We start from the raw sequence: 26,068 nt of genomic DNA, 5'->3' as shown, positions 1-26,068 counted from the left end.
TAACTATGAATTTTGAAATCGTCATCGGACTTGAAGTCCACGTTGAACTGAAAACAAAGTCAAAAATTTTCTCAAGCAGCCCCAACGCATTCGGAGCGCCCCCAAATACACAGACGAGCGTCATTGATTTAGGCTATCCAGGGGTTCTCCCTGTGTTGAATAAACAAGCGGTTGAATATGCGATGAAAGCAGCGATGGCGTTAAACTGCGAAATCGCCACAGAAACGAAGTTTGACCGGAAAAACTATTTCTATCCTGATAACCCGAAAGCGTACCAAATTTCGCAATACGATCAGCCGATTGGGAAAAATGGATGGATTGAAATTGAAGTGAACGGCAAAAAGAAAAAAATCGGCATTACGCGCATTCACTTAGAAGAAGATGCCGGAAAACTGACGCATACAGGTGACGGCTATTCGTTAGTCGACTTTAACCGTCAAGGCACGCCGCTCATTGAAATTGTATCGGAACCGGACATTCGCTCACCGGAAGAAGCGTATGCGTATTTAGAAAAATTAAAGTCGATCATTCAATATACAGGCGTATCGGATTGCAAAATGGAAGAAGGCTCGCTTCGTTGCGATGCGAACATTTCGCTCCGCCCGATCGGCTCGGACAAGTTCGGCACGAAAACAGAGTTGAAAAACTTAAACTCATTTAACTTCGTTCGCCAAGGTTTAGAATATGAAGCGAAGCGACAAGAGAAAATTTTACTTTCCGGCGGCGTCATCCAACAAGAAACGCGCCGTTTTGATGAAGCGACGAAAACGACGATTTTAATGCGGACGAAAGAAGGTTCAGAAGACTATCGCTACTTCCCGGAGCCGGATTTAGTCATGCTGTATATTGATGAGGAATGGAAAGAACGCGTCCGCGCCTCCATCCCAGAACTTCCGGATGCGCGGCAAAAACGGTATGTGGAACAATTCGGCTTGCCGGAGTATGATGCGAAAGTATTGACAATCACAAAAGAAATGGCCGATTTCTTCGAAGCGACGGTCGCCAACGGCGCTGATCCGAAGTTGGCTTCCAACTGGTTGATGGTCGAAGTGTCCGGCTACTTAAATGCGGAACAAAAAGAGTTGCACGACATCGCTTTAACACCAGAAAGCTTAGCTGGCATGATTAGGCTTATCCAAAACGGCACGATTTCATCGAAAATCGCGAAAAAAATCTTTAAAGAGCTTGTCGAAAAAGGCGGCGATCCGGAACAAATTGTCAAAGAACAAGGACTTGTGCAAATTTCCGATGAAGCAACGTTGCGCAAAATCGTTCTAGAAGTGCTCGATGCGAACCCGCAATCGGTCGAAGACTTCAAAAGCGGAAAAGAACGCGCGATTGGCTTTTTAGTCGGCCAAATTATGAAAGCGACAAAAGGACAAGCGAACCCGCCGCTTGTGAACAAGCTATTGCTTGAAGAAATCAACAAACGATAATCGATACCCCCATGTATTACATGGGGGTAAATACTTTTGGCAATGCAATGAAGCAGCTTGGAAAGATATAGGGGCAAATCGTTTCGTCTTTGTAGTGCATTTGAACTTGGCGAAACTGCCCGTCTTGCAGTGCATATATTTCCACCGTTTCATGAATCGGATCAACAATCCAATATTCGTTGACGCCAGATTGTTCGTAGCTTTGAAATTTTGTAATGCGATCATGTTTTGCGGTAGATGGAGAGAGAATTTCAACAATAAGATCAGGAGCTCCGTAAATCCGTTCATCGCCAATTTTATTTTTGTCGCATACAACGATTAAATCAGGGATATACCAATCTTTAATGTCATGAAGAGGAGTATCTTTTGCCGCAAATAAACATACATCGATTGGTGCGACAAATACTTCACACTGATGACGTTGTAGTTGATCGAAAAATAACGCTGACAATGCGGTAACAATTCGTTGATGCCGTGGTGTTGGTGAAGGTACCATAACTAGGACGCCGTCAATTCCTTCATATCGCTTTTCGTTATGAATCTTTACGTAGTCCGCATACGTCCAAATATTGTTTTCGTTTGGTAGCGGCATAAAATTTCGCCTCCTTTTACCGATCATTTTACCGCATTCAACATAAGAAAAAAAGCGACATCGCTTCATAGCGATGCCGCTTGATGGATTTACAGATGAACAAGTTTTTGCAGTGTGCTTTCGACTTTAAAGACGCGATGGTTTAACACTTGGATGCTTGATTCGTGGTCAGTGAGGGCAGGGAGTACTTTTTGTTCAAGCATGTTCGTTAAGTGGGTAATGTTTCCTTGCATTTTGTGGACATCAAGCGCGAGTGCATCGTATTTTGCGGCGAGCACCTCTTGACCGTGACGAACCGCTTCACAAATCGCTTTCGTTTCGAGCGTTCTTTCGTCGAGTAGTTGCACTTTTTCGTCAAGCGCCTGAACTTTTTCATCGAGCGCCTGAACTTTTCCGTCGAGCGCTTGAACTTTTTTATCGAGCGCTTGAACTTGTTGACGTAAAGAAGACACTTCTTTTTCAAGAGTTTCTACCTTTTGCTCGACTGCTTCTACTCGTTTTTCCAGCGATTCGACTTTTTCTCGTGTTGCTTTTACTTCATGGAGAATTTCGTATAGCAGCTGTTCTACCATTCCTTTCCCCTCCTTTTCGTTTCCATTTTACACGAATCGACAGCGGATGGCTAGCGAACATTTTCATTTTTTAGGTAAGTTGCTTGAGGAGCACATTTTCCTAACGATGTTTTACTAGAGAACGGCTGGCGAATCGATTACAATGATAGTAGATGAATGATAGAAGGGGAGCACAAGATGGATGCGTCATGGCTAAAGCCGATTTCAGAGGCGAAGTATTTAGTGGTTGATAACGCTTATCGCTATCGGGCGATTTTGCGCTATTTTTATATGCAGCATGAGCGGATGCGGCAATATTTATTTCCGGAAGAAGTATATGCCTTTTTAAAACAATATGACGAATTTCGCGATTATACGGAAGAAGACTTGCAACAAGACTTAGAGCAGCTCGTCAAATGGAAAAATTTAATTGCTAGACAAGAAACCGGCCATATTCGCACGATCGAAGAATTTAAAAAGAAACGATTTCGTTATCAATGCAGCCCGTATACGGTCGAAATCGAACGAATGATTCGCACGCTTGAACAGCTTGGGGATACGTTTGGCGGGTCGCTCGAGAAGACGCGGTTTGACCGTTTATATGCGTCGCTCGTTCGAATCGAATCGATTATTCAAGGCGGATTTGCGGAAAAACGTGACGAAATGAATCAAGTGTGGGAAGAAACGTTCGATTACTTTAAAAAAATTATTCAAAATTCAGCTGACTATATTGCGTATTTAAACGGAGAAAACATGGAAGAACGCATGATGTCTGATTCGTTTCTCGTTTATAAAGAACAGTTTACTGCATATTTGCGCGATTTTATCGTCGCCTTGCAAAAAACATCGATGCAAATTGAAAAATTGCTAGAAGATTTGCCGGAAGAAGGAATTTTGCGCTTTATTGAGCACGTTGTCGCGTATCAGCTGACGATCCCGCGCTGGGAAGGAACGGCCGTGTCACGCGAACAATGGATCGAAGAAAAACTGGAAACATGGAGCAGTTTAAAAGAATGGTTTTTAGGCCGGAACGGACACGAAAGTGAGCTATCGTTTTTACAAAAACAAACGAACGAAGCGATCCGCCGGATGACGCGCGTCGTGCAGCGGTTAGGGGAGCGCCATCATCATTTCCGCAGCCGGAAAAAAGATTACTTGTATTTAGCCAAATGGTTTTCGTCATTCGAAACGGTTGAAGAAGCCCATAAACTGTCCGCTGTTGTGTTTGGCTGCTTTCATACGAAACATCTTGTGGCTGAAAACGACGCGACGGAAAATATATATCACGACATTTGGGATGAATGTCCGGCGGAGTGGACCGTCAAACCGCGCGTTCGTCATTATCGCGAAAAGAAAAAGCCGGAAGCGATTGCCGATAAGCAAAAAGAAAAAGAAGAAACGCTGGCGGCCTTTTTAGCGGCGAAAAAGCAGGAGGAAGAGCAGCTTGCCAAGCTCATGAACGACGGAAAAATCGTGTTACGTGAGTTGCCGCTTGTAGCTCCACATATTCGGAAAACGCTGCTCAGTTGGATCGCTAAAGCGATGGGACGGGAAGACCGCATTGCCAAAACAGAAAACGGCTGGAAAGTGAAAATCGTGCAACAAGAAGGAACGATTGAGCTAGAAGCGGAAGACGGAACGATGATCATGCCAAACTATGAAATTCATTTACTGGAAGGAGGGGAATGATGGAAAAAGAATTTGACGAAAAAGCGAAAGAAGCGTTGACGGTTCTGTTTGAAAACTTTTGGATCATTCGCGAAAAAGAACCAGAGCTTTTTCAAATGATACGCGAACGTGAAAAAGTGTTAAAGCGGTATGTGCAGGAGAAATTTGGCTACCGCTTAATCGTTCATCGCTATTTTGCCAAGCTGGAAAAAATACCGGCGGAGCCGGAAGCATGGATGGGCATCGAGTCGTTTCAGGAACCGCTTGATTATGCGCTGTTTTGTTGTTTGCTTGCATATTTAGAAGGGAAAGCAGTCGAAGAAAAGTTTTTATTGTCCGATGTGTGTGAAGAAATGAAAGCAATGTATCCGGGAGATGTAGCGCTTGATTGGACGAACTACCAACATCGCCGTGCTCTTATTCGCGTCTTAAAAGCAGCGGAACAAATCGGCATTATCCATCATGTCGACGGGGAACTTGAGGCGTTTGCTAACCGCGAAGACCAAGAAGCACTTTATGAAGTTCCAGTTCTTTCCCGTTATTTTATGCGTTCGTATCCGAAAGATTTTATTCAATACGAAACGATCGACCAATTACTTGAAGAAGAATGGAAAGCGTCGCCGGAAGACTACCGCCGCCATCGCATCTACCGGCAGCTCTTTTTATCGCCGTCCGTCTATCGAACGCAAAAAGACGACCCTGATTTTTATTATTTGCGCAATTTCCGCCATCGATTGCGCGACGATATTGAATCGCATACGGACTTTCGATATGAACTGTATAAAAATGCGGCGATGTTGACGCTTCCACAACGGCAAAATGTGTATACGCTTTTTCCCGACCAAAAAGGGACATCAGATATTATCCTTCATTTTGCGGCAGTTGTGCGCGCCCATCTCGATCAGTATCCGCCGGATGAATATGGGCAAATCCGCCTGACCACTCATGAGTTTCAACAACTGCTCAAGCGGTCCATTCACGAATATGGCGAAGGCTGGAGCAAAACGTACCGCGATATGACGCCTTCTCAGCTCACTGTTGAATTGCTTGTGGCTTTAAAAGAGTGGAAGATGGCCGATGAAGAACACGAAACCGGAATGATTGTGCTTTATCCGCTGCTTGGACGCCTTATCGGCCGTTATCCGGACGATTTTACAACGAAAGGAATGAACGATGATGACGAATAAATGGGTGCTTCATCGGGCAGGGTTGATCAACTTTTGGTATTATGATGAACAATATTTCGATTTTGCAGATGGTAAGCTGTTGCTTCGCGGCACGAACGGCTCCGGAAAGTCGGTGACGATGCAAAGTCTTCTGCCTGTATTACTGGACGGCAAAAAAACGCCGGACCGGCTCGACCCGTTCGGTTCACGCGCACGAAAAATGGAAGATTATTTGCTCGGCGAAAAGGAAATCGTCGACCGCGATGAACGGACGGGCTATTTGTTTTTGGAATATAAGCGCCAACAGACGGACCAATATGTGACAACAGGCATCGGCTTGCGGGCAAAACGGCAAAAAAATATGGATTTTTGGGGCTTCGTCATTTTTGACAACCGCCGCATCGGCCGTGACCTCTTTCTTTATAAAACGGAAAAAACAGGAAACGGCACGGAAAAAATTCCGCTGACGAAACGGGAATTAGCGAACATTCTTGGCAGCGGCGGAACGGTTGTCGAGACGCAAAAAGAATATATGGAGCTTGTCAACAAACACGTTTTCCGTTTTGAATCGATCGAGGCGTTTCAAGAATTGGTCGAGCTCCTTATTCAATTACGCAGTCCGAAATTATCGAAAGATTTTAAGCCGACGGTCATTTACGAAATTCTTGAAAGCTCGCTTCCGGCGCTCACTGATGATGAGCTTCGCCATTTATCGGAAACGATTGAAAATATGGACCAGACGAAGCAACAACTTGAGCAACTTGAGCGAGATGAGCAATCGTTAAAACGGCTTTGTTCGCAATACCGTGCGTATAACGAATACATGATTGCCGAAAAAGCGAATGAATTTTTGAAGGCAGACAAACAAGCAAAACGGTTAGCGGAAGAGCGAAAAGAGTGGCTACAGAAAGAAACAGAAGAACGCCAACGCCTTGCCGCCTTAGTTGAGCAAATTCAGACGCTTTCAAACGAGCAGGAAGTGCTTCACCGACGTGAGCTTGATTTAGCTGGCCATGAAGTGTTTCAGGCGGCAAAAGAGTACGAACGCATTAAGAAAGAGCGGCAAGATATACAAGAACAACAAAAGAAAGTCGCACGCCAAATCGAGGAAAAAGAACAATTGGAACGACGCTATCACCGTCAGCTGGCGGATGATGAGGAACGGCTATATAAAACGGAAAAACAAATCGATGAACTACTTGATGATTTGCACCACGATGCCCTTGAAAGTTCGTTTTATGCGCACGAACTGAATGAAGCCGACTTTGCCCGCCATCGCCAAACGGCGTTTGACTTCACCGTATGGAAGCGGGAAGGACAGGCATATGCCGAGAAGCTTGAACAGATCATCAGCCTTTGGCGCCGCCATGATGACGTGAAAGAACGATATGAAGAAACGAGTAAAGAAGTTGGCGAATTGCAGCGCGAGCTTGATCAATTGCGCAATGATGAAAGGAAATGGTTCGAGCTTTTGGAACATGAAAAGTCGCGCTTTCAACAAGAAGTGTTCAGCTGGCTCGATCAATGTGCGGATGTTGTCGTCGCAGAGGCGTCCATTCAATTGTTTTTACAGCGGCTTCATGAAATATATGAAACGTATCATGCAGAAGAAATGAAGCAGCCGTTCGTTGAGGCGTATTATGCGGCATTGGATAAGAAAAAAGAAGAGAAAATTAAGCAAGAACATGTTCATGCGTTATTAAAGGAAAGCATTTCTAATAAAGAAGCCGAATTGCGTGCATGGAAGGAACAAAAAGATCCCGATCTTGAGCGCGATGAACAAACGGTGGCAGCACGAACGGAGTTAACAGAAAAAGGAATCGCTTTTGTTCCATTTTACGCTAGCGTCGAATTTCAAGACGATGTGCCAGAGCCGTTGCGGGAACGGATCGAATCAACGCTGTATCACACGGGTTTGCTTGATGCGCTTATTACGGAAACAGATGTCAATGTCGCTTGCGACCGCATCATTGTTCCGCGCCCGGTTGAGATGGCGCATACGCTGGCCGAGTATTTAAAGCCTGATGTCGATGATGAATGCCGTGTGTCGAAAGCGCGCATCGAAGAAGTGCTCCGCAGCATCGTCATTGCCGATGAGGAAAGGGATGGAACGCTTACGATCAATGAAGCGGGATATTATACGCTCGGTTTATTGAAAGGGCATGCGCCGCAGCGCGAAAAAGCAATGTTTATCGGACGCACAGCGCGCAAACGGTGGCGGCTTGAGAAAATCGCCATGCTGGAAGCGGAATTAATAGAACTGCAAACAAAACTTCAACAACAAGCGGAAATATTAGCGCGCATCGACGAATCGCTTCGGCAAATTGCCAGCTGGTTCCGTTCGTTTCCGTCCGACCACGATATGCGTGCCGCGTTTGAAGAATGGCAAAAAACGAAGCGAGAAATCGCAAGCAGGCAACAAGAATGGGAGCGCAAAAACGAAAAACTTGCTCAGTTTGCCCGCGACTGGCAACAAGTGAAACAAACGTTGCGTGAACAAACGGACGGGCTTGATTTGGAGTTTTCGAAGTACGGCTACGAACAGGCGCTGACATTTATGAAGTCATATATGCGCCAGCTTCATGAAGTGCAAGTCACGCATGGCGCGTTCATTCACTTGCTGGAGATGATCCGCAACCGAACCGAGCAGTTAGAAACGTTGCAGCAGGAAATCGATGAAGCAAAAGGCGATATGAATGTGCTAGCGAAGGAGCAACAGAAGCTTGAACTTGAACTGCAACAAATGGAACGGACGCTTCAATTGATGGGAGCGGAAGAAGTGCAGGCGGAAATTCAGCGCGTCCGCGACCGAATCGCCTTTTTGCAACGCGACATTCCGGCGAAAATGAACGAGCGGGCACAAGCGGAACAGCAGCTTGCCCGCATTATGGAAAAACGCGAACAACTGGCGCAAAAGGAAACATTTTTCTATTTAATGGAAAAAGTATGGAAAAGATCATTTGAACGGGAAGTGGAATTAGCGCTTGTTGATCTCGGTAAACAGGAAACGTTGCTTGACCGAGCGAAAGAGGCAATCGAGCGTTACGGGGCGCTTTTAAAAGACACAAGGGCATCGGTTGTAAATCGCTTAAATAGCGTCTTTTTCCAAGAATCAGCCAATTTAACGGAATATCGGCTCAATCAGGAACCAGTCGCTATCGATGAAAGCGATCCTTTTGCGGAGACTGTACTCGATGATGAGGCAGAGCTGAAAGCGAGAGATTGGAAAGAAAAACAAGACCGGATCGTTCTTTTGCTTGATTATAAAGGGCAGCGGGTGACTCCATTTTATGTGCTGCAAGAAATTGAGCACGATATTTTTCTCCAGAATGAATATATGAAAGAACAAGACCGCGAATTGTATGAAGACATTATTTTAAAAACGATCGGGCGCATTTTGCGAAGCCGCATTCAGCGGGCGGAGCGCTGGGTAAAAGATATGAACGAGCTGATGCAGCAGCTCGACACGTCTTCAGGGCTTGTATTATTTATTCAATGGAAGCCGCGCACAGCGGAAACGGAAGAAGAAATGGATACGAAAGAACTCGTTGAATTGTTGCGCATGAATTCGCGTCTGTTGAAAGAGGAAGATTTGCAGCGAGTGACAAAACATTTCCGCTCGAAAATTAACCGAGCGCGCGAGCTATTAGAAGAGCGCGGGCAAGGAAATACGCTTCATCAAATTATAAAAGAAGTGCTCGATTACCGGAAATGGTTTGCGTTTACGCTTTATTACCAAAAAACAAACGAGCCGAAACGCGAATTGACGAATCAGCGTTTCTACCAATTTAGCGGCGGAGAGAAAGCAATGGCGATGTACATTCCGCTTTTTGCCGCAGCGTATTCACGCTATCAAGAAGCGGCGGATGACGCGCCGTATATTATTTCGCTTGATGAAGCGTTCGCCGGCGTCGATGAAAATAATATTCGCAATATGTTCGGTTTAGTCGAGCAGCTCGGGTTTAATTACATCATAAACTCGCAAGCGCTTTGGGGCGATTATGACACCGTTCCGTCGCTTTCGGTTTGCGAACTCGTTCGTCCGAAAAACGCCTCGTTTGTTACGGTCATTCGTTATTACTGGAACGGAAAAGTGAAACAGCTTGTCATGAACGATGACGAATTGGCGATGACGAAAGGGTGAGAGCATTGAGCCGATTGGAAGAAGCGGTGCAATTTTTTCGCGGTGAACGCACGTTTCACCGCCTTTTTTGCGAAATGAAACAGAAATATGAATCGCTTGGCCGCATTGGTGGCACGATTTCCGTTGCGTCTTTTTCTGCGGAAGAAAAGGAAGCGGTCGCGTCGTTTTTCGGCAAAGAAATGAGCCGTGTGTCGCTCGCCGCTTTTGAAAAACAGCTCCAAAATACACGGTTTGCCGGCATTTCTCTTGTCGAGCTGCTGTCGCATTATTTTGGCGAACCGCTTGTGACGAAAAAAGAACAGCAGATAGAAGCGGAGCGGGAAAAAGAAGCGTATTTCGAACGGCTGATGAATATGGATCGAGAACATCGCGACTGGATTCAAGCCGCTTCCAAACAGCGGTTGGTGCAATTGGCATACGCCCAACAGCGAGAAGAGCTAGAAACAGCGTTTGTGGCTGTCTGTCATGCACTCAAGCATCTTCCTGCGCCTATGTATGTGCGTCTGCCGGTATTTGCACAAAAAGTGGCGAACGATCCGCATGCGTTTGATTTGCATACGCTTACAGGAAAGCTGTTACTTTCGGCGCTGCAATTTTACGCGGAAGAAGAGTACGACCTCTCATCGGTCGAAGACGTGAACGAACTATTGCAGTCGTATCGGCTGTTGCGGGAAGATGTGTTGAATTTTGTCACGTGTGCTGGCATTATGGCAGAAACAGAAAGCGGACGCCATCTTGTATGGGCCGCTGCGTGTGAAACGAACACCGCGCTTAACATACCGCTTCGGGAAGTGATGCCGTTGACACGGGCGTATCCGTCCATTGGCAACACCGTCTTTGTCGTTGAAAATGCCGGCGTGTTTTCGATGCTCTTGGATACGAACGTGTCGCTCATTAGCACAAACGGCCAGCTGAACTTAGCAACGATATGGCTGCTTGATTTGCTTGTAAAAGAAGGAGCGGTTCTTTACTATTCCGGCGATTTTGACCCGGAAGGATTAAAAATGGCCCAGCGTCTTGTCGAACGATACGGTTCATCTGTTCGGCTTTGGCATTACGACCGTTCCGATTATTTGGCGACAAAACCGACCGTTCCGTTACCAGATGAGCGGCTAGCGAAATTGCAATCGGTTACGCTTCGTGACTTGCAGCCGGTCAAACAAGAAATGTTGCGGCGGAAAAAAGCGGGATATCAAGAGGCGATTGTGGAAGAGTTGAGGAGGGAGGTAAAGAGAGGTGTTGATTTTGTTTGAATTGTTGATTTTGTTGGAGTTTTGGTAGTAAAATAATGTTAACAGGAGGTGGGAAAAGTGACACGTGCCATCGACCGAGAGCAAGAACATATGTGGGATAGTGTGTACATTCTTTCGCAAATTAATAGTGAAAAGGCGAAAGCTGTATTCAAAGCAGCAATTGAAAAATCTTTTTGGCAACTAGGGATTACGCTCCCTGTTTTTTCAACGATTCGTTTCTCATTGCCAAATGCGGAGCATCTTTCTCGGCTTCGGGACATCGAAAAGAAAATGCGAGAGGCTTATACAACGAAAGAACAGGAGAAGGCGTATGAATATTTAGTGGATTATATTGAACAGCTGTCCGAAATAGCGGAAGGTGATTCACTGACTGTTCGCAAAAAATTGCTTGTTTCCCTGTTAAATGAAAGTGCTAAATTAAACAATAAAATAAAAAACTACCAGCTACCAACCTCTATCGTTTCATTTCCATCTAGACAGACTGCTATTGCTTATTACACGACGACTGAAGTAGCGAAAAAGCTCGGGTTAAGTGACCAAACGATTCGACGAATGTGTGAAATTGGAAAATTCCCAGGAGCATATAAAACAGATGGCGGTCATTGGAGAATTCCACAAGACATTTTTGTTACAACACCAGAACAAGATGACCGTGCAGAGCAAATCCTACACCAAATCGATAGAAAGAACCAAGAGGCAGGGGATGTAGATGAATTTAATCTATGATTCCCTGCGCCCCCCAAAGTATTGATCGACACGACCGTTTTATGCGGTGCGCTGCGAGTCGATGGAATTAACCGAAAGATTCTTAAAGCTGCTCGTTTCCCACATTTCTTTCAGCCAGTCATATCACGTGTTTGTTTATTTGAGTTTGTTAGAAATGCTTTCCAAGGACTTGGAAAAGGAGATAAGATAGTTGTATACACTCTGCAAGAAATCGAAGCATTTTTAAACGAATTTTTATGTCCAATCTTTCGGTACTATACAAACCTTCCTGTCAATAGCTTAGTTGGTCGGTATAGTGTTGAAACAATCATGCGAGAGAATCGCCCGATTGGAGAAGTATTGGTCGAGTTAAGCGGATGTGATCACGAAACTGCTAAGCAGATTATTACTTCGCAAGAAATGTCTGAGCCACTTTATCGTTTTGATCAAGAAGACTTTCATGTTTGGATAACAGCTATTCAAGAGGAATGTGATTACATACTTACGACCAATTATCGGCGATTTCCGGCCCAGATTGGATCGATTAAGCGAATTCATCCGAGGGAGTTTTATAGGTATTTATCTGATATGGAATATGTATTCAAAGAGAGGGAAAGCCATGAATGACATTCTACAAAAAGAGAAGCGGTATTTTCGCACAGGGGCAACGCTTTCGTTGTCTTTTCGGCTTGCACAGCTTGCGCGTTTGAAAGAGACGAATTCAAGCGCATGAACAAGCGATTATCGATACATTAGCGAAAGAACTGAATAAATCGCCGTTTGAAGCATATACGACAGAAATCGGCATTGTGTATGAAGGAATCCATTTTATTATGAAGCGGCTTGCTCGATGGATGAAATGAAAGCGCGTGCCGACGCCGTTGACGCACTTTGGCTCAAAAAGCTACGTATATCCAAAGCCATATGGAGTGAGTTTAATCATTGCGCTGTGGAACTACCCGTTTCAGCTTGCAGTTAGTCCGCTGATCGGAGCGATTGCCGCAGGAAATTGTGCGGTAGTGAAACCGTCTGAATATATGCTAGCGATGTCGGCATTGTAAAAACAATCGTCGCCGAAGCGTTTCCGGAAGAATATATTACTGTCGTTGAGGGTGATGCGGACGTCAGTCAACAACTGCTTGATTTGCGCTTTGACCATATTTTTTTCACGGGAAGCGTACCGGTCGGAAAAATCGTCATGGCGGCGGCTGTATCAATGACACGATTATGCACATCGCCAACCCACATCTGCCATTTGGCGGCGTCGGGCAAAGCGGAATCGGCGCTTACCACGGCAAAGCAAGCTTCGATGCCTTCTCGCACTACAAAAGTGTCTTAATAAAACAAACGACAAAATTCGATATCCCAATCCGCTACCCGAACTTCCCAAATGCGCTGAAGTGGGTAAGGAAGTTGAGGGGGCTATGTACTTAAGAAAATGCATTTTCCTTCGTTTTTAAATAGTGAATATTTTCATATATGTCGTCGACCTCCAATCTTGCAAAAATCCTAAGGGATCGACGACACTTTATTTTTTCCGCCATTTTCAATGCTATCAACAGATTGAACATATTGACTGAATTTTCCCATGATTGTATAATGACTTTGTATATGATTTCCATGTGTTGATTTATCAGCACTTTTTGGGGTTTGTATCGTACCTATGAGGAATTGAAACACAAATGAGGATATTGAATCGGTGTTAATTGGTAAAATGTTTGTATCGTACCTATGAGGAATTGAAACTGGATCGTTGAGAAGATGCGTGCTCGGTGCCTAGCAGTTTGTATCGTACCTATGAGGAATTGAAACGCTGAAAACAAAATTGAGGAAGCAAAGCAACTGAAGTTTGTATCGTACCTATGAGGAATTGAAACTTCTTTTCGTAGTTTGGCCGTTCTGTTTTCTACTCGTTTGTATCGTACCTATGAGGAATTGAAACCTTTCGATTCGATAAGATGTAGTAATTTTTTAGCAACGCGTTTGTATCGTACCTATGAGGAATTGAAACATGCACTCTAACAATATAAAATCACTATTTTTAGCTTTAGTTTGTATCGTACCTATGAGGAATTGAAACTAGATACATTTCAATTTCTTTGTCTAAAAATCCTTGTTTGTATCGTACCTATGAGGAATTGAAACCTCGTTCCTGCTCGTCTTTTGACATTTGCCAATATGGTTTGTATCGTACCTATGAGGAATTGAAACTAAAAATAACATCGTTTTAAACGCGCATAAACGGCTTGTTTGTATCGTACCTATGAGGAATTGAAACACACATCCAATCCACATACACGGACATGACTTCCGGAGTTTGTATCGTACCTATGAGGAATTGAAACGATTTGGAACTGTTAGTGATGGGTAAGCGCTCCGGTCGTTTGTATCGTACCTATGAGGAATTGAAACTCAAAATTGGGACACAATCAAGGCGAAAGCAATTGAAGTTTGTATCGTACCTATGAGGAATTGAAACTAAGATATTTGCAGAGTTTGGGCTTCATTCGTGTTATGGTTTGTATCGTACCTATGAGGAATTGAAACCTAGGACCCCGGCTTAAATTCGTAGACATAGATTCACCAGTTTGTATCGTACCTATGAGGAATTGAAACTGATGAAGAATTGATATGGGATTTTATTAGAGAAGGTTGTTTGTATCGTACCTATGAGGAATTGAAACTCTTCTGAATCGACAAACATTGCTCCTAAATATCCACCGGTTTGTATCGTACCTATGAGGAATTGAAACAACCTATACCATCATATGGAGCAAAAACGATAAAAGGGTTTGTATCGTACCTATGAGGAATTGAAACCGTAATGAGTACACAAGGTCCGAAAAGGTTTTTGCGTTTGTATCGTACCTATGAGGAATTGAAACACAATCTACTTTTAGAAAGAAATACTTCTCCATTGTGGTTTGTATCGTACCTATGAGGAATTGAAACAACGCTCCAGTCGATTTTTTCTTTAATGTCACACTCTGTTTGTATCGTACCTATGAGGAATTGAAACTGCCTTCCTTTCATGTTATGAAATCCCGTTCCTAGTGTTTGTATCGTACCTATGAGGAATTGAAACCTTCCGTTCATCCGCGCTCCCACACGCTTTACCTCAGTTTGTATCGTACCTATGAGGAATTGAAACCATAGTCCATGCATCCACCATCTCACTTGTGCGAATCAGGTTTGTATCGTACCTATTAAGGATTTTGTTACTATCACCACTTCTACATTGATGCTTCTTTTGTAGGTTTTGAGCTAAGAATTGCTCCCTTATTTTTTACTATAATTTCTAATTTCATCCTAATATTTAGACCGACACTTAATCATCCTCAGTTTTTGTTTCCTTCCAATCCATGTTTTTATGTCGTTGATTTCAAAAATTATCTTAATTAGAAGGAATATATTTCTTTTATGTCGTATTTTGTAAGATAGACCAGTTTATTTATAAGTGAGGTGGAATTTTGTTAGCTGAAGCGATTATTCGAGTCGGTAGACCGATTGCGAGTAGTGATTTACCTTTAACGGAGCGTATTCGTTGGTTAACGGATGTAGATAATGAAGCTTGCAAGAATTTTTTTGAGCATGTCTGGGTTGTGGAATGCATAGAGGAACAAGTGAACGTTCGTTTGATGAGAATAGGAGAAAAGGTGAAGGAAGGTAAAAAAGAAACGTTTGTTGTTGATAGAGCTAAAAACGTTGCTTTTCCTATCATTTGTCCTAACGGAGGGGATCCGCTAAAAGCCCAAGGTTTGTATGCGTTGCCATGTTACTTGATGTACGATCGTCACATAAAAATGCTTAAAAATAGCAGTGAGTTTGCAAAAGAAATGCTTTTGCCTCGTTTTGAAAGAACACTTTGTATACGACATATGACTAATGAACAGAAGCTTTCCTATGCAAAAAAAATTGCTGATTCATTGTCCCAACAAGTAGCCACGTCTGTTTATGAAGAGAAGCAGCTAGGGGTTCTCATGATTGTAGATCCTTTGTTTCCTGTTTATCAATACACCTCCCAACAGCTAGATCCACAACAATATATAAAAATCGGAGACAGCCATATTGATGTGAACAAATCGATATATTTGGACGGAAAAGTGTTGCTAGAAGAAATTATTTCGGCACGTTTAGAAGAAGCAAAAACATTAGGAAGAGACACAAATCAAGTTTCGACGTTTACAAACAAAATGGAAACAGAAGTTGTATCGATTTATAACAAGTCGTGGTTATGGCTATCGTCTACATGGAAAGCGCCAAAGTCGATTTATTGGGGGGATAAGGAATGGACGAAAGGGATTAAAGTAGATCGTCAATCATATGAAGCGTTTCTTTACGGTGCTCAGCTTTTAAAACAACTAACTGTATCGTTATCCAACGTGACGTTAAAAGAGATATTTTCCACTCATACAAACGTAGAAGCGAAAAAGAAAATGAAGTCATCTAGTTTTGAAAAAATTTTTGGTGTTCCCCTCATACTTCCTTTACATGATGGTGAAGTTAAACAGTTGTTCAAAAAATATAGGCGGATTCTAAAAAAAGAGGAGCATAGCAACGAAGCGCTACATATGAAACTGTTGGCAGCATTAGATGGGATTGTCGTTCCAGAAAGTACGGATGACTATCGTCTCATGCTTTTATATTATTCTGGGGATTTATCGAGAGGGGATGTGCATATTCGCGCAGTTATTGAAGATGTGATCCCTAGCGTCGCAAGTAAAGTGCAACAAATTTTAAAAAGGTTGAACCGTTCGGAACTATTTTCGATACGTGAGTTGTTTGGATTAGAACGGAAGGAAAATGAGGAGGATGTACGACTCTCTTCTTTGCCAGCGATGCTAGCAAACGCATATGGGCCAGGATACGTTTGGAGCAGCATGCAATCTGTATTTCATCGACAGCCGATTCGAATGGAGCGCATTCGTCAGGCGGTTGCTCGAAAGTTAACAGAATTAGCAAATAAACAGCAAATATTTTCTATGCGTCAAGAGCTTGTCTTTTATTATAGCTTTATTTATTTTTTAGACGCTTATTATCAAATTGTGTTAAACGATCAAAGGGAGGGGATAACGTTGCAAGATTTCCTTGTGCTAGCTACAAAATATCATGAAGGAACGATAACAGCTAACGATTTAACATCACCAGAATCATTAGGATTTGTATCTGGGCTAGCGTTGCGACAATTTTCAAGGTCATACGGAGCAAAAACGAAAAAAGATTTTATAAACCATCGAGTGATGAATTTTGGTAGTAAGTTAAATCCAGAAATGATTTGGAAAAATGGGTTACTTCGTTGTGAAGAGTTGGCAAGGCAATGGGATTTAGGAATCAAAGAAAACTTTCGAACAACATTGGCGTATGTATTGATTGGGTTTCTTCGTGCGAAGGAGGAAGGATGGCTAGCAAATAAAAAAGAACACATGATGACAGCTTTTTGGTCTGGATATTTAATGTATGATCAAGTAGCAAAAGAATAGGAGGATCCAAATATGAGCATTCGCAATGGGGAAATTTTATTTATTAAATCTGTAAAAGATGGAATTCCTAATCGTGATCCACTCCAAGATAGTGATGTACGAAGAATATTCCCAGAAGAAGATGGGCGAATTTCATTAAGCGATGTGAGCATAAAGCGTGATGTTCGCGATTATGTGTTGGAAGAAGAAAAAGACGGTGGACAATCGAAATGTAACTACATCTTTGTGCAAGAAAGAATGAATGAAAAAGGGAAATTATTAGGTCGGCAAAGTCTTGCGCAATGGATTGCGGAGCAAGTTGGCAAGGAAAAAGAGGCGAAACAAGATATGAAGTCTGTTTTGCTCGAGCATAGTTTTGATGTGAGGACGTTTGGAATCGTATATTCTGTTACACCGAAATTTCATTTAACAGGTCCTGTTCAGTTTGGATGGGCTCATTCGCTTCATCCTGTTGATAGCCAGTATGTTCAAGGAACGGTTGTCATGCCGAGTTCCGATGAAAAGGTAGATGCAAAAGGAAACGAGGAACAAGGGAAAACTCAAGGGACAATTTGGACATCGTACATTGTTCCGTTTGCCGTTTTTGCGATGTCGGGGGTTATTAACGCAAAAAATGCAGAGCACTCACATATGACAATCGAAGACCAAGAATTGTTACTGAAAGCATTATGGCGCGGCACGTTGCATCGTCAAGCACGTGGACGAGGACAGCAACAACCTCTTTTTCTCGTTCATATCGAGTACAACGACCCTTTTTTCCGAATTGGTTACTTAGAAGATTATATCACTCTTTTGCCAGAAGGAGATGTATGGAGAAAAGATGGAAAGCGTCCTTCTTCATTAAAAGAAGTTCAACTTGATGTCAGCAATCTTTTACATGTTATTGAAAAGTACAATCATAAAATACACAATGTTCGCATATGGAGAGATGATCGTTTACATGTAATAGGAAATACATCAGCTTACGAGCAACCTTTATGGTAAAGCGGTGAACAAAATGAAAGTAGTTTCATTCGAAGTAAAAGGTCAAATTGCTCATTTTCGTAGACCAGATACGACAGCTACGCATTTAACGTATCCTTTTATGTCTATTACTGCTGCTAAAGGGTTAATTGGAGCAATTATTGGAGTAGAAGATTTCCAAACAAACGATCAAATTGGCATTCAAATCATGTCGCCGGTTCGTACCATTTCCCAACAGCTATCTATGTTTGGGAAAGAAGATGGGAAGCAATTTAATCGACCGACAACGATTGAGCTCATTGTTTCTCCGCATTATCGTATTTTTTACGCAGGAGAGGAATATGTGGATGCGCTCGCGGAGAAGTTAAAGGCAGATCACTGCACGTATCATACTTATTTAGGTGTGGCGTATGCTTTGACAAAACCATTTAATGTAGAAGTTTTTACTGTCAATGAAGCTGTCCTAACAACAGAAATGATTGACATACTATCTGTCGTGCCTACTTCCATTGTCGAGCACATTGCGTTTGAAAATGAAAAACAATTGTGTCGTGCAGGAGGATTTTTACGATACTACCAAGGAGAGCGAACATTTTCCCATTCTTTAAGTTTTTTATATGAAAAAAACGGGAAGCCAATGACAATACAGGTGAAGAACGATTATAAAGAGGATGGATTTTCCTTTATTTCTTACCTAGGGGGATATGTATGTCTCATTTAATCCCATTTTCGAAATGTATCGCTCGTCCTAATGATCAAGACAGGAAGTATCCGTTAGAAAATCATTTAGCAAACGTTTGTGAATGGATGAAGAATTGGACAGATGATCCGCATATTAAAGTATTGCTTATTTTAGCGGGATTATGTCACGATATGACAAAAGCGCATATAGATTGGCAAAAGTACATTAAAGGCATTGGTACAAAAGGGCCTGCTCATGCTCCGAGCGGTGCCTTTCTCTTTTCTTATTTAGCGTATCAGTATTTAGAAAAAGAGAAAGTTTGGGAGAAGTATTGTCGCGAATGGCTTTGGCTATTGCGTGACATCGCTGATCACCATAGTCATCTGCATCCTTTAAGTGACATGAATTGGGTAAAACAATATGAGTGGGCAAAAATCGATGTAGATGGATATGTCTCTTTTTTGAACAAGTATATTCCACATTTATATGTTCAAAAGGAACAATTGTCTGAATGGGTGTGGAGAGTCGATGAGATTGTTGAAGAAGTTTTACATGAATTAGACACATCTTACCAAGAGAGTCATTACCGGTACTGGATGAGCGAAATACAACGATGGCGACATTATACGACAGCACTCATTTCAGGAGATCGGTTCGATGTAAAAAGCATCTGCCCAGCAATTATATCTGTTTGGCAACGTGATGAATCGTTCGTTCATTTACAAAAATATTGTGCAAAAAAAAATTCACATCCGATGTCATCTGTGCGCCAACAAGCGAAGGAAAAAATTATTGATGAGTGGCGACGTAATCATTCCTCTCGTTTTTACACGGTAAATATGCCTACTGGTTACGGGAAGACAATCGCATCTTTGTATTTGGCGCTTGAAATGCTGCAAACATACGATTATAAAAAAATTATTTATGTAGCTCCGTATTTGTCAATTATTGAACAAACAGCTAAAACGATAGAGGAAGCACTGAATCAAAATGTATTGCAACATCATTCGCTGTCTATGCTGAAAGATGACAAAAAACGACTTTCACTAGCAGATGATGAAGATCGACTCTCACTCGCAATTGAAGCATGGGCTAACGGAATTGTGTGCACAAGCTTTCAACAGTGGACAAGGGCAATGTTTCCTAAACGAGCTCAACATGCATTGCGTCGAAGCTTTTTAGAGAAAAGCGTCATCATTATTGATGAACCGCAAATATTTCAACCAGAGGGCTGGAATGTGTTTTTGTTAGGATTAGAGGCGATGGTAGAACGTTATGATTTGCGGGTTATTTTCCTATCGGCTACGATGCCACCTTTCCAATACGGATTGTCACAGCCACCCATTTCATTATCTGTACAAGCGACAGAGGCTCATAATCGTTATAAAGTGAAGCGAACAGAAAGCATGGATGAGAAACAGGCTGCTATGTTTTTGTCAAAATGTAATAGTAAATCAAAGGCGATGATTTTAAACACGATTGAAGATGCGTATCGGGTGTATAAAGAAATCAAATCGTTAGAAACAAATGTTTATCTTCTTCACGGACTCATGATTCCGATTCATAAACAAGCAGTCATTAAACAAATCCAGTCTCGTTTACTAGAGCAATTGCCGACAACAGTTATATCCACGCAAATTATTGAAGCTGGTGTAGACGTGAGTTTTGAAACAGTCGTTCGAGCGAATGCGATTTTACCTTCTATTGTTCAGGCAGCGGGGCGGGTTAATCGACACTTAGAAAAAGAAAAAGGAGTATTTTGGATGATGCCATTTTATCGTGAAGGAGAGAAGGATACGCGACATCCCATTTACGATCGTTTTTTAACAAGTATAACGGACGAAATTTTAATGGAAAAAGAAACATGGACGGAGTTTGAGCTTACTTCAGTCGTTCAAAAATATTACGAAAAAATGTTTGCTCACAACACGTATGAGGCGACAAAAAGAATGATCCAAGAAGCATATGAAGGGAATTGGAACAAGCTTAGCGAGTACGAACCTTTCGGGAAAGATTATTTAAGACTACCCCTATTTGTAGACTGGGATTGGGAAGAGTATATACAATACGTATCGCCGGATGTCATAAGGTTAATGCAGCATTACGACGTTCATTGTCCTATGGAATTGTACGAAAAATTTCAAGATCAAGCATGGCTAAAACGCTTATCATTTGAAGAAAGAAAACGTTTTATGATTCTTGTACATGCGTTTGTTGTTAATGTGCCAATTAAATACGCTTTAAAAGTTGCAAGCAAAGAACAATTTTTGCAAAAAAGAATCCCACTACTGGAAGATACAGAGGCATATCACCCGAAACTTGGTCTAACCTTTCCTTTCGATGAACAATTTGATTGCATTATTTAAGAAAGGAAGATTGTATATGGAAGACTACAACATGCCCGTAACCGGAACCGATATATGGTACTATTACATTTGCCATCGCGAAGTATGGCTCATGAAGCATCAAATTGCGCCCGATCAAGAAGATGAATCGCTAGATATTGGGCGATTTATTTCAGAGATGTATTATAAACGAGATAAAAAGGGGATGTCTATTGGAAATATTGTTGTCGATCGCATTCGGCAAGAAGATGGCCAGCTCGTGATTGGAGAAGTGAAAAAATCGTCGCGCTATATAAAAAGTGCGAAAATGCAGTTATTGTACTATCTTGACACATTAAGAAAAATGGGGATTTACGCCAAAGGGGAGCTGTTGTTTCCCGAAGAACGAAAAAAAGAAATGGTTGAATGGACGGAAGAAGCGAAGGAAGAACTAGAACAAGCAATTGAACATATTCGCCGCATTGCACGTATGCCGGTGCCACCGGAACGAAAGAAAATTCCATTTTGCGCAAAATGCGCTTATCGAGAATATTGTTGGGCGGAGGAATAAGATGAAAAAAACGTTGTACATTTTTCAAAACGGAGAGTTGCGACGAAAGGATAATAGTCTTTATTTTGAAACAGAAGAGCGGAAAAAGTATATTCCAGTCGAAAACACGAGTGACATATATATTTTTGGAGAGGTAGATGTGTCTAAGCGTTTTTTGGAGTTTGCCTCGCAAAAACAGATTATCGTTCATTATTTTAACCATTACGGCTATTACGTTGGCTCGTTTTATCCACGGGAACATTTAAATGCGGGCCATGTGATTTTAAAACAAGCGGAGCATTATATAGACATACAAAAACGTCTTGACTTGGCACGGCGGTTTATTGAAGGTTCGATCCAGCAAATGAGTCGAGTATTGAAATATTATCGTTCCCGTTTAGAGAAAAAAGACGTTTTCAATGACGTATTAGACAGTTTTGAAAAAGAGTTGCTTTTGTTAGTGGATGCTCAATCAGTAGAACAATTAATGTCATCCGAAGGACATATGCGCGAAAAATATTACGGTACGTTTGATACCATTATTCAACATCCTGATTTTGTATTTGAAAAACGAACGAAGCGCCCGCCACATAATCGTTTAAACGCGCTCATTAGCTTTGGAAATTCGATCGTGTATACGATGTGTTTAAGTGAAATTTATAAGACATACCTTGATCCGCGGATTGGTTTTTTGCATAGTACAAATTTCCGTCGTTTTTCACTTAACCTAGATGTTGCTGAAATTTTTAAGCCTATTATTGTTGATCGTCTTATTTTTTCACTTGTGAATAAAAAAATGTTGGCGAAGAAACATTTTGAGAAGCTAACGGACGGCATTCTTTTGTCAGAAGAAGGACGAAAAATATTTGTGAGCGAATTAGAAAAGAAAATGCAGACGACGGTGCAACATCGCCATTTAGGAAAATCTGTTTCGTATCGGCGACTAATTAGGTTAGAACTGTATAAAATACAAAAGCATTTGCTTGGTGAAAAGCCATATGAACCATATGCGGCGAAATGGTAGGGGAGCGTCATGTTCGTCATTTTAGTGTACGATTTTAACGAGAAACGTGTCGCCAAAGCGTTAAAAATTGCGCGTAAATATCTTCATTGGGTGCAAAACTCTGTGTTTGAAGGTGAAATATCAGAAGCGAATTACAAGAAATTGAAAATCGAACTGCAAAACATTATGCATCCGGATGAAGACTCTGTTATTTTTTACACGTTTCGTACGCAAAAATATTCGAAGCGTGAAGAATTTGGTTTGAAAAAAGGCGGAGAGGAATTTATTTTGTAGAGAGGAAGAAACGAATGCGGTTAACGATTACATTAAGGGGACTAGATGGAGCGGTGACATTGCCGCTTCATTACCAACATTATTTGCAAGGGCTGTTGTATCGTTCGCTTAGCGACGAATCGTTTGCTTACTTTTTGCACGAGCGGGGATTTCGCAAAGAAAAGCGATCGTTTAAACTGTTTACATTTAGCCGCTTATTTGGCGAACATCACGTTCAATATGATGCGAAAACGATTACTTTTGTTGATTCGATTCAATGGTACATAGGAACAGTACTTCCTGAATTAACGCAGCAGCTAGGGGAGTATTTGCTTCTTCAGCCGTATGTGCAAATTGCCGATCAACGTGTCATTGTTGAACGAGTGGAAGTTGAAAAACGGAATATTCAACAACGTGAGATTGAGGTTGATATGCTTTCACCAATGACCGTATACAGCACGTACGAAACAGTGGATGGAAAGAAAAAAACGCAATTTTTCGATCCGAGCGATGAAGTATTTCTACATTTAATTGAACGAAATTTTCACAATAAATATGAAGCATATTACGGCGTTCCGCCAAGTGAGCGTCTGATGATCGAGCCTGTCGATGTTCGGAAAAACGACCGCGTCGTAACGAGCTTTAAAGGCTTTTATATTACGGCGTGGAAAGGACGATATAAGCTTATTTCATCGCCGGAAAATTTAACGTTTTTATACCGTGTAGGCATCGGCGGGCGAAACTCGCAAGGATTTGGCATGTTCCGCATGATAAAAGAAAAGTGAAACATTTCACAACCGTCGTCGACCTCCAATCTTGCAAAAATCCCGGGGGATCGACGACAGTTTATTTTTTCCGTCATTTTCAATGCTATCAATGGATTGAACATATTGACTGAATTTTCCCATGATTGTATAATGAATTTGTATATGATTTCCATGTGTTGATTTATCAGCACTTTTTTGGGTTTGTATCGTACCTATGAGGAATTGAAACATTGGTAAAATAAAAATAACATCGACGTATAAAAAAGCGTTTGTATCGTACCTATGAGGAATTGAAACTATTACAATTTGGACAAACCTGTCTCATGTTTTATCAGTTTGTATCGTACCTATGAGGAATTGAAACATATTCGTTCGATGTCTTTCGGATCATCAATAACACCGTTTGTATCGTACCTATGAGGAATTGAAACACTCATTCCATAGCAAAATTGTGGATAAGTTAATGAGTTTGTATCGTACCTATGAGGAATTGAAACTTCAACGTGGTGAGCGCGGAATAGTCGCATTGCTTTGTTTGTATCGTACCTATGAGGAATTGAAACTCGTCGTTCGGACGTAACTTTGCTTCCGCTTCTTGTTTGTATCGTACCTATGAGGAATTGAAACCGGCGCTAGCAACGCTACCAATCCTTCTGCCGGATATTGTTTGTATCGTACCTATGAGGAATTGAAACTTCAGGTCTAATTTCTTTCCCGCAACCGCAAGAGCAAGTTTGTATCGTACCTATGAGGAATTGAAACCAAAACACTGTCAGACCAAATGATAAGAGACGGGTATTTGTTTGTATCGTACCTATGAGGAATTGAAACAAAATGTATCAGAACACGGAAAAAGGCATCGTGAAAAGTTTGTATCGTACCTATGAGGAATTGAAACAAAATCAGCTTGAAGAGTCAACAACCATTCATTGGCGTTTGTATCGTACCTATGAGGAATTGAAACTGGGTTCAACAAGGATGGATAACAGCCACTCCAGGAGCGGGTTTGTATCGTACCTATGAGGAATTGAAACATCAAAAATTTGCTGTCTTTGGTCAGCTTGGCGACACTGTTTGTATCGTACCTATGAGGAATTGAAACTTTATTTTGTTTATTTTAGATTTTTTTGATTAATGTAAGTTTGTATCGTACCTATGAGGAATTGAAACTTCCATCTTTCCTGCGTTTAGCTTATATGCCACCTTTGTTTGTATCGTACCTATGAGGAATTGAAACAAGTTTTGAATCGTGTAGCGGTCGCCTTTATACTCGTTTGTATCGTACCTATGAGGAATTGAAACCCCATATTGGGCGCACATTCCCTTGTTTGTCGAGTGTTTGTATCGTACCTATGAGGAATTGAAACAATAATCCATTCGTATGCGTTGTGAATGTCGGCTAAAGTTTGTATCGTACCTATGAGGAATTGAAACTGCTTGAAAAGAGGTGTTCTGACGAAAATATGTTCTAACGTTTGTATCGTACCTATGAGGAATTGAAACCTCGATTGATTCAAGTAAACAACCCAATCCCCGATATCGTTTGTATCGTACCTATGAGGAATTGAAACCCCAGTGACCTTCTTGCTCGTAATAATATTCAAGTTCGAGTTTGTATCGTACCTATGAGGAATTGAAACTCTCTCCAACCTAATTGTTTCAAACTGAACACGGCCGTTTGTATCGTACCTATGAGGAATTGAAACCGACTTGACTTGCAATTCTTTTCAGAAGAAACACCAGTTTGTATCGTACCTATGAGGAATTGAAACAAATTGGCAGAAAAAGCTTGGATAATCGCAGAAGAAGTTTGTATCGTACCTATGAGGAATTGAAACGTTTGGCTGCGTCATTGGTATTGTCAATGAACAAGTTTTGTTTGTATCGTACCTATGAGGAATTGAAACTAAAAATGGCTATTGTCTATAATTTTGCTTCTTACTGTTTGTATCGTACCTATGAGGAATTGAAACAAACGTACAATGAAGCATTTAACTATGCTATAGAAAATGTTTGTATCGTACCTATGAGGAATTGAAACTCGCTAACAATTACGCTATCCCTTACATAGTCCACTCTGTTTGTATCGTACCTATGAGGAATTGAAACCTTTACGTTCCACTTTTAACATAATAAACAACCTCCGTTTGTATCGTACCTATGAGGAATTGAAACCATCGCCCCCATCCAGTACAAGATTTCAAGATCGTCGTTTGTATCGTACCTATGAGGAATTGAAACTCTTTAACTGCAAGCAATAACTTAAATGCTGTCGATTTGTTTGTATCGTACCTATGAGGAATTGAAACAAATAAAACTCTCTATCGTGATCTGTAAAACCACTACCAAGTTTGTATCGTACCTATGAGGAATTGAAACATCCAACAATATCGTAATAAACACTACCAGCATATCGTTTGTATCGTACCTATGAGGAATTGAAACTTCCACGTTGGCAATTGGTTTTGGTCAAAAGGCATATTGTTTGTATCGTACCTATGAGGAATTGAA

At 41.6% G+C, this 26,068-nt stretch carries 17 protein-coding genes, 1 pseudogene and 2 CRISPR repeat arrays; of the genes and pseudogenes, 16 read left to right on the top strand and 2 right to left on the bottom strand.

Annotated features, from left to right (window positions below):
* The first annotated feature begins 5 nt into the window (after window positions 1-5).
* Window positions 6-1,436: an Asp-tRNA(Asn)/Glu-tRNA(Gln) amidotransferase subunit GatB gene (gene gatB / locus HNQ34_RS10950; protein ID WP_183254459.1), complete on the top strand. Its 1,431-nt coding sequence runs from the start codon at window positions 6-8 to the stop codon at window positions 1,434-1,436.
* 16 nt (window positions 1,437-1,452) lie between these two features.
* Here the strand turns inward: gatB and HNQ34_RS10945 are convergent, their stop codons facing one another.
* Together HNQ34_RS10945 and HNQ34_RS10940 are read right to left on the bottom strand one after the other, a co-directional pair.
* Window positions 1,453-2,028 carry a Uma2 family endonuclease gene (locus HNQ34_RS10945; protein ID WP_183254457.1) on the bottom strand — a complete coding sequence of 192 codons (576 nt, stop codon included), beginning with the start codon at window positions 2,026-2,028 and terminating at the stop codon, window positions 1,453-1,455.
* A gap of 89 nt (window positions 2,029-2,117) precedes the next feature.
* Window positions 2,118-2,600 (bottom strand): DUF2730 family protein, encoded by a 483-nt coding sequence (locus tag HNQ34_RS10940; protein ID WP_183254454.1) that lies wholly within the window; start codon window positions 2,598-2,600, stop codon window positions 2,118-2,120.
* A 177-nt stretch (window positions 2,601-2,777) separates the two neighbouring features.
* Here HNQ34_RS10940 and HNQ34_RS10935 point away from each other — a divergent pair, with 177 nt between their 5' ends.
* The 15 genes and pseudogenes from HNQ34_RS10935 to cas6 all read left to right on the top strand — a co-directional run bounded on the left by HNQ34_RS10935 (window position 2,778) and on the right by cas6 (window position 23,575).
* Window positions 2,778-4,268, top strand: coding sequence for a TIGR02677 family protein (locus HNQ34_RS10935; RefSeq protein ID WP_183254452.1), 1,491 nt, complete (start codon window positions 2,778-2,780; stop codon window positions 4,266-4,268).
* Window positions 4,268-5,434 (top strand): TIGR02678 family protein, encoded by a 1,167-nt coding sequence (locus HNQ34_RS10930; RefSeq protein WP_183254449.1) that lies wholly within the window; start codon window positions 4,268-4,270, stop codon window positions 5,432-5,434. The genes HNQ34_RS10935 and HNQ34_RS10930 overlap by 1 nt, the downstream gene beginning before the upstream one ends.
* The gene (locus HNQ34_RS10925) at window positions 5,424-9,557 is read left to right on the top strand and encodes a TIGR02680 family protein (protein ID WP_183254448.1); all 4,134 of its coding nucleotides are present in this window, start codon (window positions 5,424-5,426) and stop codon (window positions 9,555-9,557) included. Before HNQ34_RS10930 ends, HNQ34_RS10925 begins: the two co-directional genes overlap by 11 nt.
* 5 nt (window positions 9,558-9,562) lie before the next feature.
* Window positions 9,563-10,810, top strand: a complete 1,248-nt coding sequence (locus HNQ34_RS10920) for a TIGR02679 family protein (RefSeq protein ID WP_183254445.1) — start codon at window positions 9,563-9,565, stop codon at window positions 10,808-10,810.
* Window positions 10,811-10,867: 57 nt separating this feature from the next.
* Complete coding sequence (locus HNQ34_RS10915) at window positions 10,868-11,536, top strand: helix-turn-helix domain-containing protein (RefSeq protein WP_183254443.1); 669 nt, start codon at window positions 10,868-10,870, stop codon at window positions 11,534-11,536.
* A gap of 309 nt (window positions 11,537-11,845) precedes the next feature.
* Window positions 11,846-12,142 carry a hypothetical protein gene (locus tag HNQ34_RS17840; RefSeq protein ID WP_337959701.1) on the top strand — a complete coding sequence of 99 codons (297 nt, stop codon included), beginning with the start codon at window positions 11,846-11,848 and terminating at the stop codon, window positions 12,140-12,142.
* Window positions 12,135-12,949, top strand: a pseudogene (locus HNQ34_RS10905) (aldehyde dehydrogenase family protein). The gene HNQ34_RS17840 and the pseudogene HNQ34_RS10905 overlap by 8 nt, the downstream one beginning before the upstream one ends.
* 214 nt (window positions 12,950-13,163) lie before the next feature.
* Window positions 13,164-14,666: direct repeats of the CRISPR family, unit length 30 nt; unit sequence GTTTGTATCGTACCTATGAGGAATTGAAAC.
* A gap of 319 nt (window positions 14,667-14,985) precedes the next feature.
* Window positions 14,986-16,995, top strand: a complete 2,010-nt coding sequence (locus HNQ34_RS10900) for a hypothetical protein (protein WP_183254441.1) — start codon at window positions 14,986-14,988, stop codon at window positions 16,993-16,995.
* 12 nt (window positions 16,996-17,007) lie between these two features.
* Window positions 17,008-17,979, top strand: a complete 972-nt coding sequence (locus HNQ34_RS10895) for a CRISPR-associated protein (RefSeq protein WP_183254439.1) — start codon at window positions 17,008-17,010, stop codon at window positions 17,977-17,979.
* Window positions 17,980-17,992: 13 nt separating this feature from the next.
* The gene (cas5, locus tag HNQ34_RS10890; protein WP_221277393.1) at window positions 17,993-18,679 is read left to right on the top strand and encodes a CRISPR-associated protein Cas5; all 687 of its coding nucleotides are present in this window, start codon (window positions 17,993-17,995) and stop codon (window positions 18,677-18,679) included.
* On the top strand, window positions 18,667-21,006 hold the full coding sequence (gene cas3, locus HNQ34_RS10885) for a CRISPR-associated helicase Cas3' (RefSeq protein ID WP_183254434.1): 2,340 nt from the start codon (window positions 18,667-18,669) through the stop codon (window positions 21,004-21,006). Before cas5 ends, cas3 begins: the two co-directional genes overlap by 13 nt.
* Before the next feature lie 31 nt (window positions 21,007-21,037).
* Window positions 21,038-21,535 carry a CRISPR-associated protein Cas4 gene (gene cas4, locus HNQ34_RS10880; protein WP_183254503.1) on the top strand — a complete coding sequence of 166 codons (498 nt, stop codon included), beginning with the start codon at window positions 21,038-21,040 and terminating at the stop codon, window positions 21,533-21,535.
* 1 nt (window position 21,536) lies between these two features.
* Window positions 21,537-22,538 (top strand): type I-B CRISPR-associated endonuclease Cas1b, encoded by a 1,002-nt coding sequence (cas1b, locus tag HNQ34_RS10875; protein WP_183254432.1) that lies wholly within the window; start codon window positions 21,537-21,539, stop codon window positions 22,536-22,538.
* Between the two features lie 9 nt (window positions 22,539-22,547).
* Window positions 22,548-22,811: a CRISPR-associated endonuclease Cas2 gene (gene cas2 / locus HNQ34_RS10870; RefSeq protein ID WP_183254430.1), complete on the top strand. Its 264-nt coding sequence runs from the start codon at window positions 22,548-22,550 to the stop codon at window positions 22,809-22,811.
* Window positions 22,812-22,825: 14 nt separating this feature from the next.
* A complete protein-coding gene (gene cas6 / locus HNQ34_RS10865) occupies window positions 22,826-23,575 on the top strand; it encodes a CRISPR-associated endoribonuclease Cas6 (RefSeq protein ID WP_183254428.1) in 750 nt (249 codons plus the stop codon).
* 181 nt (window positions 23,576-23,756) lie between these two features.
* Window positions 23,757-26,002: a CRISPR direct-repeat array (repeat unit 30 nt; unit sequence GTTTGTATCGTACCTATGAGGAATTGAAAC).
* Between the last annotated feature and the right edge of the window lie 66 nt (window positions 26,003-26,068).

The organism is Anoxybacteroides tepidamans, from assembly GCF_014201465.1.
GTDB lineage: Bacteria > Bacillota > Bacilli > Bacillales > Anoxybacillaceae > Anoxybacteroides > Anoxybacteroides tepidamans.
The sequence above is the reverse complement of the archived record's forward strand: the minus strand, read 5'-3'. Positions and strand labels throughout refer to the sequence as shown.